Here is a 10,642-nt window from a genome sequence, read left to right on the forward strand (position 1 = left end):
ATCTGGCTCTCAGACAGTAAAAATACATCACTCACAGGCTCATCCTCCATCGGTAAGCCTGTGAATCACAATCTCTCGCTTACTTCAAGAAATTAACAGGTCCTGAGCCTAGTTCATCATCGTCAATTAATTCTAAAGTATGATGTTTGGCTCAGAATATTGAATTTTTTGACAAAAATTAACTTTTTATTTATCGTTTGACAAAATTAAACTAGTAGAGTAATTATAAATAAAATTTAATATGTTTGATATTTTTCTTTTTAATTAAAAGAGAAAATTCAATGAAGAAAATAAAACCTATAAAATAATATAGAAATTAAAAATTGAAAGGGTAGTAACTATGAGTAGTGATCTTTTTGGAAGTGGCGGAACAAACTCTACAGAACAAGATTATACAAATTCTGTTACATTGAATTCATCGTCAGATACATTAACAAATTCAAGCGATGGTAGTCTTATATTTACACCGACGGCAGTATCCACCGTTACTATAAATGGTAATCTCGATAACTCTGGAATTATAAATTATACGCCATCATCTTCTGGAAATTCTTTTTATCTTGGTTCAAGTTCAAGCAATTCACTTAGTAATGATGGAAAAATAATATACAATCAGGCAGATACAACGTCTGGCCCGACCATATCTTTTTTATATGGAAATATTATAAACGGCACAAATGGTACCATAGATGTAACCTCAGCTGGAGGAGGCACTGTAACTGCCTCAAACGTCTCATCTATGACTAACTTGGGAACAATTAAAATTGTTGAGACAAGTGGTTCTGGCATGACATCTGTGTGGGGGAATGGATATTCTTCCACACTAAATAATTCAGGTACGTTTACTATTGATAATTCAGGAGCTTCATCAGGCTCGACTATTAATTTTAACTTTGGTGGCGGCGTTACAAATAGTGGTGCACTGAGCTTATCCTACCCCGCAGGTTCGACGTCAATCTGGTCTTTAGGAACAGGAGGACTTAACAATTCAGGGACTCTATCTTTAACTTCCGCAGATTCCAGTAGTGGTAATATTGCCATTAATACCACTGGAACAATAACTAATACAGGATCAATAGATGCTGTTGGCACGACATTAACAATTAATAAAGATATAAGCGGAGATGGAAATATTAATCTTTCTAATGGTGCTACTGTTACTTTATCTGCCCAAAATGGAACAGCTTTAGGTCAGACATTTAATTTTGAGGGTGGTGAAAACACCTTAAATATTAGTTCGATACCAGCAACATTCACAGGTAAAATTCGTGGATTCAGTAATGAAGATAGTATAAATGTTGGTATATCAGGAACTGTCACTTATGATAAAGATAGTGGAATTCTAACACTCACAACTACATCTGGAAAAACATATAAATATGACGTAGGTGAAAATTACACAGGTGAGTTCTCTGATAGTGATAATGGAGTCATTACGTATTCTGGTCTGACATCATGTTATCTTCCCGGTACTATGATTCTTACACCAGAAGGTGAAGTCGCTGTCGAAAAACTTGAAGTTGGTGATCTTGTTCTGACGCATGACATTACAACTGGCGCGAGTGTTCCGATGAAGATCGTCTGGGCTGGATCCAGTCCTGTAAATGTTACAGGCGCTGCTGCCGGAGATGAAGCCGGTGCACCGGTACGTATTTTTAAGAATGCATTTGATAATGGCATTCCAGCGCAGGATCTGCTTGTAACCTCTGAGCATTGTATGCTGATTAATGGTCAGTTTATACCGGTTCGTATGTTAGTAAATGGTCGTTCTGTTATTTATGATCGTTCGTTTACCCAGTTTCTGGTTTATCATATTGAAACAGAAAAACATGCTATTCTAACAGCTAATGGTGCTTTATCTGAATCCTTCCTGAATACAGAAAATTACAGTGGGTTTCGTCAGGCAGGAAAAATTGTTTCGCTAAACATTCCGCGTAAAATAACCTGGGCCGATGCTGCGGCTCCGCTTAATGTAACGAGAGAATTTGTTGAGCCTGTTTTTCATGCAATATCCTTGCGGGCAGAGCAACAGGGGTTCGTTTTACAGACACCGGAAAGCATTTTAACAAACGATACGAATTTTCACCTTGTTACTGAAACAGGTGCGAAAATATGCCGGATCCGCGAGAGCGATGGCCGGGTAATGTTTATGATACCTGCTGGTATTGAGAGAGTTCGGCTTGTTTCTAATGCCAGTCGTCCCTGTGATGTCATTGGTCCGTTTGTTGATGACCGCCGGAATCTTGGTGTTCTGGCAGGCAACGTGATGCTCTGTGAAAGAGATACAACTATTACACTGACAGAGCACCTGCAGGATACTGAACTATCAGGGTGGAATAATATAGAAAATGAGACAGCACGCTGGACAAAGGGTAATGCCCTTCTGAAGCTGGGGCAACGTCCGATGGGTAGTATTGCTTTGATGGCAATAGATATCCATGCAGGAGGTCCATATATTTTAGAAGATAGATTACCAGAACAATCTGCTATTCAAGCCTAACCCGGGAGAATTGAAAAGCTATTAGGTTTAGGACCTGTTAATTTATTGAACTGAGCGAGAGGTTATGATTCACAGGCTCACCTTCATCGGTAAGCCTGTGAGTGACGTTTTCTTGCTGTCTGAATATCAGGGCCTATGGCGCGGTCACTAATCCTCAGATTTAACCTGACTGTTCCCATACGCGACAACCCAGGCGTGAGAACGCGAAAAATTACCACGCAACCCGTCTGCGATTGCTACGGCAAAAACCTTCAGAAACATCATCGGACGATCATAATGGCGGGTAGAAGCCAGAAATTTGATAATCAGCAAAGGTAGGATTAAGGGAAAATAGGGCCCGGCTAATTGACGAAAAAACGGAAGATCATTGCGTACAATATAGTAGACCTTCCACAAAGGATGATAAACCCTCACTCCGGAAGAAGGCGTTGCACAGTCATGTACAAACCGAACAAGAGGAGCGAATAGCAAGCTATAGTTTGCTTGCGTCAATGACAGTGTATACAGGGAATCATCACGGTAAATAAACAGATCAGACCGTGGCAGCCCCAGTACTTTCACTACCGGGCAACGTACGAATAGTCCGACAAACGAAGAAAATGCAACTGGTATGGGTTGTGTACCGCTATAGGCGATATCTCCCAGACCAAGTGCACCTGAACGGCGGAAAAAAGCTGAAAGCCAGGTCCGGGGTGAGCGAAAAATATTCTGTCCAGGTCGGTTCATTGAGCAAATTCGACCGTCTGGAAAATACACCGCCGCCGCCACTCCGCCAACATCGTCACCTGGAGTTAATGCGGCAAACCGGGCCAAAGCATCAGGCATTGGGTAAGCATCGTCATCAAAACAGACAAGCCACTCTGCCTCTCCGTTTTTTAACGCATGAGCAAACCCGCACTCAAATCCGCCTGCGCCGCCTTTGTTAACTGCTTCATGCACAATATCAAGACGTACGTCATCTAAGCTATCCAGATAAGCTTTTGTGCCATCGGTAGACGCATTATTGACCACAACAACCCTGAAAAAAGGCTGAGCAAGCGTATTGCGCACTGTCTGCTGCAGTTTTTCGAGGCGGTTATAAGTAACAATAACTGCTGTAACACGAGGGAGAGTGTGGGTTGAGGACATTATGCAAGCGGGTCAATACAAAAGGTGGGAGCCTGATTACCGGCATCCTGCGCCGTCAGAAACTGCTCGGCTACATCCAGTGCCTCTGCAATGGTAATATGCATATCCAGATAACGGTATGTGCCTAAACGACCTACAAACGTGACCCCTTGTTCGGCTTTTGCCAGCTCAACATACCGTTGCAAGCGAGCTTTATCGTGCACGAGGCGTATAGGGTAATAGGGCGTATCATTTTCATCGCACAGGCGGCTATGTTCACGGAACAGAACCGTCTGGTCATGCTCTTCCCATGGCGTAAAGTGCTTATGCTCAGCAACACGCGTCCATGGCACATCTTCGTCACAATAATTAATGACAGGATTGCCCTGATAGTCGCCTTCGGCACGCACTGTTTCGAAGTCTAGTGTGCGGTAGCTCAGGCGACCTTCAGTATGATTGAACCATGCATCAATCGGACCGCTATAAAAGACGTGAGCATATTCCTGCGCCTGATCACGGCTGAAGCTGGTGGAGAGGTGTACGCGAATATTGGTGTGTTCCAGAATACGCTCAACGATATAGGTATAACCATGTTCAGGAATCCCCTGATACTTACTACCATAGTAATTATCGTTATAATTAAAGCGTACAGGAAGGCGCTTGAGGATACTAGCCGGCAGTTCAGAAGGCTCAAGGCCCCATTGTTTGCGGGTGTAGCCACGGAAAAAAGTTTCATACATCTTCCGGCCAACAAAACGCAGCGCCTGATCTTCGAACGTACGCGGTTCAGTAATGCTCTGGTCGCCCTGTTCTGCAATAAAGGCCCGGGCCTCCGCCGGCGAGAACTGTTTGTTAAAAAGCTGGTTGATTGTCATAAGATTGATCGGCAAGGAAAAAACTTCCCCACGCGCATGCGCCTTAACCCGATTAATAAAGGGCATAAAACGGTCAAATCGCTGCACATACTCCCATACACGCTCATTACTGGTATGGAAAATATGTGGACCATAAACGTGCAGCATAATGCCGCTCTGAGCATCACGTGCTGTGTAGCAGTTACCTGCAACATGCTCGCGGCTGTCGAACACATCAACGGAATACCCCCGCTCGGCTAGTTCCCGTGCGATGACGCTCCCTGAAAAACCCGCTCCAACAATCGCTATTTTTTTCATTATGCCTGACTCTTTATTTGATCACTTGTGACAAGGACACGCCTATTCAGGGGCGTGTTTTGAGCAGCTGTTGAAAGTCCTGACTGGGCAGGTAAGACTCAAACACTTCCATTGCGGGGCCATCAGCAACAATCCGTCCTCCATCAAGCCAGATCAGCCGGTTGGTCCACTCCGCCAGAATGGAGGGGGAATGGCTGGCAAGCACCAGAATGTCAGCATGTTGCACCATTCCCTCTACCCGCTTTTTAGCTTTCGCCATAAAAGCCGCATCCCCGGCTAAAATCCATTCATCCATCAGCAAAATTTCAGGGGAGAAAGCGGTCGCCATACCAAAAGCCAGACGTACTATCATACCGGATGAGTAATTCCTTACCGGGATGTCCAAAAACTCATTTAACTCTGTAAACCCGACCACATCTTCTTCGAACATCTGACTTTCAGATTTGGAAAGTCCGAGATAATAGCTTCGCAGGCGTATGTTTTCATAGCCTGTCAGTTCCATATTCATGCCCTGCTGCGGATCAAGAAGGGAAATAAGCTTTCCTTCCATCGACAGCGTTCCTGCTGTTGGCTGATAAATGCCAGACAAGGTGCGCAAAAGCGTTGTTTTGCCCGAGCCATTACTTCCAACCAGCCCCAGCCTGTCCCCCGTTTTGAGTGAGAACGACACATCCCGGAGCGCTTGTACAACCGGACGGCTCTTTTTATCGACACCAAAACGGGAAGAAACCTGGCCTAACAGGGCTTTCTTCAGCGATCTGTTTTCAGTGTGATATAAAGGAAAATCAATAGAGATATCGGAAGCTTTTAAATATGCCATTCCACTTATACCCAAAATGAAATGCGTCCGCGGAAGCGGGCAAAGCTGACCAAAGACACGAGCACCAGTAACCCCGAAATAACCAGAGCCTTCATCACAAACAATGCGCTAAGTGGCTCATTTAAAAGAGGATTACGTACCACATCGAGAATATAAACAAACGGATTATACAAAACAACGCTTTCTGTACCCGGGTGTCCTCTCAGGGTCGTGGCCTGCCACATGATAGGTGTCATGAAAAAGGCGACCTGCATGATGGCCGCAACAATTTGAGGAATATCTCTGAAGCGGGCACAAATAGTGCCCAGTAAAAATGAGATTGCAACCCCGTCAATTAACCAAAGCAGAAAACCAGGAATGGCGGCCAGACTATAAAAGGTAAGAGATTTACCCATCAACACAAACACAGCCACAATAACAACCACATTATGCAGCAGAATGATGGTGTTCCTTATAACACTCCTGACGACATGTACTATAAAAGGCATGCGCGTCCCTTTAATCAGGGTGTCGTATGCACTAAAGCAGATGCATCCATCGCTCGTGAGCGAGCTAAGATAACCCCACAGAACAAGAGAAACTGCCAGAAACGGTATATATGTGTGAATATCTGTGTGGAACAGGTCAGCATACAGGAAAGCCATTGCCCCAATCTGAATGGCTGTTGAGAGCGTGAGCCAGAATGGCCCAATAAGCGAACCTCTGTAGCGCAGTTTGATGTCTGAACAAGCAAGTGTCCAGACTAACCTGTATAGCTTAGCACCCTCCTGAAGGTCGCTCCACACCAAACCAAATCGCTGCATCCATCCTTTGTCAGCCGTTAACGTAGACTGGCGTTTTGCAGAATATCTGCGGTGCGCTTCAGGCTGCGCAAGTTCACTCATGATAATAGAAACCTCCGGAAGACAGTACTATTTTCCATGCACTCTACCTAACAGAATGCAACCCAGATGCAAGCGAAGTCTAAAGGGTGCTATGCACTTTGCGTGAGCAGTCTGGCTGCATTTTTCAGCATGAAATTTGCGAAGGCTATGGTGTATATCCCGCTTTCATCCAGCGCCGGGATTGCTGGTAAACAGCAGCCTACGGAGGAAAATCGTTCGGCATCGCCTGCCACGCAATACCGTAACGGATTACATAACAAAAACCGTTAAGCAGCTCCCGCAGCTCATAATGGCGTTGCTCAGCGTCTCCCTTCATAAGAAGAAGATAAGGAACAATCAGAGACCACTCTTCTTCTCTGATATCAGATAGATATGATTTACGTGAATTATTCTTTCATTTGTTCTGCAATAATTACGCAAAGTGCATAACAGCCTCTAGGAACACTAATCGGTATTCCACGAGGCGTAACCCGCAATTGCCCGGTCAGAGCGTATGAAAAATGGTTGAAAGCTGCCAATCTCAGCGATGGAACAATTTTTCGACGTATATGCCCCTCACAAAAGAACAAAATAGCTCCCTACCCTACTCTTACCCGGCCCAAAATTGGCTCTACACCACTTTCCGACAGAGCCGTTGCAGACATCATCCAAAAATGGTGCAAAGTAACGGGTCTCGAAGGCGATTTTTCAGACCATAGCCTTCGGCGTGGAGCAATCAGTACCGGTGCCAAAGACGGATATAACCTTCTTGAATTAAAACGATTTTCCCGACATAAAAGTCTGCAAGTCGTTGAAACCTACATAGACGAAGCGAGCATTAAAGAGAGACATCTGGGAAAATTACGCTTCTGAATAATTTTTCTCATATGATTTACAATTATACATAACACTCCAATTATTCCGGATCGGCCCATGCCCACCTGGACTCTTTCCACATCTGTTTTTAACAACCTGAAGCACAAAAAAAATTTGGACTCTTTCCCCACTGGATCTGGACTCTTTCCACAGAAACCTGGTTATACCCTGGACTTTACCCGCATATAACTAGGCTCAGGACTCATTCTTTGAGATAGAAGATGAAGCTTGCTGCGATGTGGATTGCGGACATGAAAGTATGAGCGCATCGATCGTATCGTGTTGCCACGCGTCGCCAGTCTTTGAGCTTTGCGAACATGTTTTCGATCAGATGGCGTTTTTTATACACGTGCCAGTCGTAAGGCGGCTTGAATTTCCGGTTCTTTTTCGGGGGAATACAGACTGTGATGTTGCGCTCTGTGAGAGACTGCCTGATTGTATCACTATCATAGCCTCTGTCCCCGATGATTTCTTTTGTCTCACCGGGCAGATCTGCCAGAAGCACGTCTGCGCCTCTGAAGTCACTGACCTGTCCCGCAGTCAGATAAAGTCGGACTGGTCGCCCCTGACTGTCGCAGATAGCATGAAGTTTTGAGTTCAGACCGCCTTTTGTTCGCCCGATATGGCGGGGAAAAGCCCTTTTTTAAGCAGAGAGGCTGCCGTTCTATGCGCTTTAAGGTGCGTCGCATTGATCATCAGGCGTTTTGAACGGCCCTCCTGTTCTGCCAGGGTTTTAAAGATCCTGTCAAAGACACCCGGGCGGCTCCACCGGATAAAGCGATTATATAAAGTCTTGTGCGGGCCATACGCTTTGGGAGCATCTTTCCACTGAAGCCCGTTGCGGATCACATAAACGATCCCGCTCAGAACACGCCGGTCATCCACGCGGGGCACGCCGTGTGCAAGAGGAAAAAACGGCTCAATCCGCTTCATCTGGCTCTCAGACAGTAAAAATACGTCACTCACAGGCTCATCCTCCATCGGTAAGCCTGTGAATCACAATCTCTCGCTCAGTTCAATAAATTAACAGGTCCTGAGCCTAGATAGTGTTTGTGCGGTAAATAGTTGTATCATATATTAATGATCTCTTTTTATGAGTAGGCTACAATGTATAAAATCCAGAATTTTGTATTTCCAAGCATTGGGATAGTTTCTCCTGAAGAAATGTACTTTAGGGGAGATAATAAAAAAGCTTATGCTTCCCTTAACAAGAAATCCATAGAATTCATTGAATATGGAATAGCTACTTTTGATACGTTTTTTAATTCATTATCTGTAAAACCATGGAAAACAAACTGCCAGATAGATGATCTTGGTCTGGCCTTAGCTGGGCAAGGAAAAGTACGCATTCGTCTTGGTTTATATGCTTTAGACAATCAGCATCGGTGGTTATATGAAAAAGATTTAGAACTTTCAGCTAAACCATATGAAATTGACCTGCCATTTTGGAAAAACCTTCATGAAGGTATGCTGTATCTGGAAGTGCGCGCACTTTCGAAAGCGGAAATAACAAGCGGTTTTTTTTATACCAGAGAAAAGCCTAAAAATAATGTGAAGCTTGGCATTGTTATTACCCATTTTAATCGTAAACATTATGTTCTTCCGGCTATTCGTCGTATTTCAGAAGAATTGTTAAATGATTCTTATTATAAAAAACATATTAAGTTGATTATTGTAGATAATTCTCAAAATATTTCTGATGCAGAGAAAGGAAAATCTACCCTTATTTCGAGTAAAAATTTGGGGGGATCTGGTGGTTTTACCCGCGGATTATTACACTTAAAGGATAATGATTTCACTCATTGCCTGTTTATGGATGATGATGCGTCGTGTGAAATAGAGTCCATATGCCGAACACTCCATATTCTGGAATATGGTAAAGTTGATAAATTAGCCGTTGCAGGGTCAATGCTACGTGAGGTAGAGCCTTTTCGTTTGCATGAAAAAGGTGCGCGTATAGAGGGTACCGGGGTTATTAACCTGAAGCATGGGCTGGATATGCGCAATGTTCACGACCTGTTAGTGGCAGAAACAGATGAGTCTGTCACATATGGTGGATGGTGGCATTTTGCTTTTCGGATAAAAGACGTTGAACATTTTTCATTTCCATTTTTTGTTCGTGGGGATGATATGCTGTTTGGGCTTATAAATTCATTCAAAATTATGACGTTAAATGGTGTTGGCGGTTGGGCTGATGATTTTGGTGTAAAAGAAAGTACGATTAATCGTTATCTGAGTTTGCGTGCGCATCTGATGTGTCTGATACTTGGCACCGATACCAGTAAATGGAAGATGTTACGAACCACTCTAGGGTGCGTTATAACGGCCAATATGTCTTACAATTATAGTGGTGCGCAGGCATTTATTGAATCTGTAAGAGACGTGTTAAAAGGTCCTGACTTTTGGGAAGATAATGTTGATATGGCAGCAGTACGCAAGCATTTATCTTGCATTGCGCCAGGTGAGAAATGCGAACCCGTGCAGATACCCGCCGGAGCAGAAGTTGGCCCAGGTTTACAGGAAAGTAAAAAACGGCGGTTTTTTCGGATTCTGACATTGAATGGTTTTTTACTTCCTACTTTTTTAATAAAAAATAAAACAGTTATAGAAAATAAAAGTTTTCATGCCGTATTTCGTCGTATTTTTCGTTATAAACGCGTTATCTATATAACACCTGAAAAATTAGGTTACACTGCAGAATATAATAAAAAGAAATTTTTTAAAAATCTCTGTGATTTCGGACAGGTGTCTTTTAATTTTTATCGTAATTTTAATAAATTAAAATCAGATTATAAAAATTCTCTTAATCATTTAACAAGTGAAAATTTTTGGAGGAAGATATTTTTTTCTAACAAAAACTAGAGGGTGTTATGCACTTTGCGTGAGCAGTCTGGCTGCATTTTTCAGCATGAAATTTGCGAAGGCTATGGTGTGTATCCCTCTTTCATCCAGCGCCGGGATTGCTGGTAAACCGCAGCCTACGAAGGAAAATCGTTCGGCATCGCCCGCCACGCAATACCGTAACGGATCACATAACGAAGACCGTTGAGCAGCTCCCGCAGTTCATGATGGCGTTGCTCAGCATCTCCCTTCATAAGAAGAAGATAAGGAACAATCAGAGACCACTCTTCTTCGTTGATATCAGATAGATATGATTTACGTGAATTATTCTTTCATTTGTTCTGCAATACTTACGCAAAGTGCATAACACCCTCTAGGCTCAGGACGGCTCTGTTGCAAAGTTGGAAGAAGCTGATGGGGCTCTGATTTTCGGTTTTTTTAAGATGTATAAATTCCGAACTAT

Annotated in this window: 10 protein-coding genes and 1 pseudogene; 4 read left to right on the forward strand and 7 right to left on the reverse strand. The window is 43.5% G+C overall.

Annotated elements, in window-relative coordinates; genetic code table 11:
- The first annotated feature begins 340 nt into the window (after positions 1–340).
- Entirely contained in the window at positions 341–2,500 is a 2,160-nt protein-coding gene (locus tag GOB58_RS12370) for a Hint domain-containing protein (protein WP_173560393.1), read from the forward strand.
- 147 nt (positions 2,501–2,647) lie between these two features.
- Here the strand turns inward: GOB58_RS12370 and GOB58_RS12375 are convergent, their stop codons facing one another.
- The 5 genes from GOB58_RS12375 to GOB58_RS12400 all read right to left on the reverse strand — a co-directional run bounded on the left by GOB58_RS12375 (position 2,648) and on the right by GOB58_RS12400 (position 6,799).
- The gene (locus tag GOB58_RS12375) at positions 2,648–3,628 is read right to left on the reverse strand and encodes a glycosyltransferase (RefSeq protein ID WP_173560394.1); all 981 of its coding nucleotides are present in this window, start codon (positions 3,626–3,628) and stop codon (positions 2,648–2,650) included.
- Positions 3,628–4,779, reverse strand: a complete 1,152-nt coding sequence (gene glf / locus GOB58_RS12380; RefSeq protein ID WP_173560395.1) for a UDP-galactopyranose mutase — start codon at positions 4,777–4,779, stop codon at positions 3,628–3,630. Before glf ends, GOB58_RS12375 begins: the two co-directional genes overlap by 1 nt.
- 46 nt (positions 4,780–4,825) lie before the next feature.
- Positions 4,826–5,449 carry an ABC transporter ATP-binding protein gene (locus GOB58_RS12385; RefSeq protein ID WP_265793332.1) on the reverse strand — a complete coding sequence of 208 codons (624 nt, stop codon included), beginning with the start codon at positions 5,447–5,449 and terminating at the stop codon, positions 4,826–4,828.
- Between the two features lie 155 nt (positions 5,450–5,604).
- Positions 5,605–6,483: an ABC transporter permease gene (locus GOB58_RS12390; RefSeq protein WP_173560397.1), complete on the reverse strand. Its 879-nt coding sequence runs from the start codon at positions 6,481–6,483 to the stop codon at positions 5,605–5,607.
- A 199-nt stretch (positions 6,484–6,682) separates the two neighbouring features.
- The gene (locus GOB58_RS12400) at positions 6,683–6,799 is read right to left on the reverse strand and encodes a transposase (RefSeq protein ID WP_242005345.1); all 117 of its coding nucleotides are present in this window, start codon (positions 6,797–6,799) and stop codon (positions 6,683–6,685) included.
- Between the two features lie 188 nt (positions 6,800–6,987).
- Between GOB58_RS12400 and GOB58_RS12405 the strand changes: the two genes are divergently transcribed.
- On the forward strand, positions 6,988–7,335 hold the full coding sequence (locus GOB58_RS12405; protein WP_194299728.1) for a tyrosine-type recombinase/integrase: 348 nt from the start codon (positions 6,988–6,990) through the stop codon (positions 7,333–7,335).
- Positions 7,336–7,540: 205 nt separating this feature from the next.
- Here the strand turns inward: GOB58_RS12405 and GOB58_RS12410 are convergent.
- A protein-coding gene (locus GOB58_RS12410; protein WP_173560399.1) for an IS5 family transposase occupies positions 7,541–8,304 on the reverse strand; the annotation gives its coding sequence in 2 pieces (ribosomal slippage) (positions 7,541–7,971 and positions 7,971–8,304; 765 coding nt in all).
- Positions 8,305–8,445: 141 nt separating this feature from the next.
- On the opposite strand from GOB58_RS12410, the gene GOB58_RS12415 reads away from it, so the two are divergent.
- Both GOB58_RS12415 and GOB58_RS13410 read left to right on the forward strand, forming a co-directional pair.
- Positions 8,446–10,200, forward strand: coding sequence for a glycosyltransferase family 2 protein (locus GOB58_RS12415; protein ID WP_173560400.1), 1,755 nt, complete (start codon positions 8,446–8,448; stop codon positions 10,198–10,200).
- A gap of 46 nt (positions 10,201–10,246) precedes the next feature.
- On the forward strand, positions 10,247–10,387 hold the full coding sequence (locus tag GOB58_RS13410) for a hypothetical protein (RefSeq protein WP_173560320.1): 141 nt from the start codon (positions 10,247–10,249) through the stop codon (positions 10,385–10,387).
- On the opposite strand, the pseudogene GOB58_RS12425 reads toward GOB58_RS13410, so the two are convergent.
- A pseudogene (locus tag GOB58_RS12425) lies at positions 10,320–10,478 on the reverse strand (transposase); the annotation flags it as partial. The gene GOB58_RS13410 and the pseudogene GOB58_RS12425 sit on opposite strands and share 68 nt — an antisense overlap.
- Between the last annotated feature and the right edge of the window lie 164 nt (positions 10,479–10,642).

The sequence above is a fragment of the Acetobacter thailandicus genome (assembly GCF_011516655.1).
GTDB classification, from domain to species: Bacteria; Pseudomonadota; Alphaproteobacteria; order Acetobacterales; family Acetobacteraceae; genus Acetobacter; species Acetobacter thailandicus.

What these genes read in the sequence shown, in the direction of transcription:
- GOB58_RS12370 (WP_173560393.1), top strand. Translation starts at nt 341, where the DNA reads ATGAGTAGTGATCTTTTTGGAAGTGGCGGAACAAACTCTACAGAACAA.
- GOB58_RS12375 (WP_173560394.1), bottom strand. Translation starts at nt 3,628, where the DNA reads ATGTCCTCAACCCACACTCTCCCTCGTGTTACAGCAGTTATTGTTACT.
- glf (WP_173560395.1), bottom strand. Translation starts at nt 4,779, where the DNA reads ATGAAAAAAATAGCGATTGTTGGAGCGGGTTTTTCAGGGAGCGTCATC.
- GOB58_RS12390 (WP_173560397.1), bottom strand. Translation starts at nt 6,483, where the DNA reads ATGAGTGAACTTGCGCAGCCTGAAGCGCACCGCAGATATTCTGCAAAA.
- GOB58_RS12400 (WP_242005345.1), bottom strand. Translation starts at nt 6,799, where the DNA reads ATGAAGGGAGACGCTGAGCAACGCCATTATGAGCTGCGGGAGCTGCTT.
- GOB58_RS12415 (WP_173560400.1), top strand. Translation starts at nt 8,446, where the DNA reads ATGTATAAAATCCAGAATTTTGTATTTCCAAGCATTGGGATAGTTTCT.
- GOB58_RS13410 (WP_173560320.1), top strand. Translation starts at nt 10,247, where the DNA reads ATGAAATTTGCGAAGGCTATGGTGTGTATCCCTCTTTCATCCAGCGCC.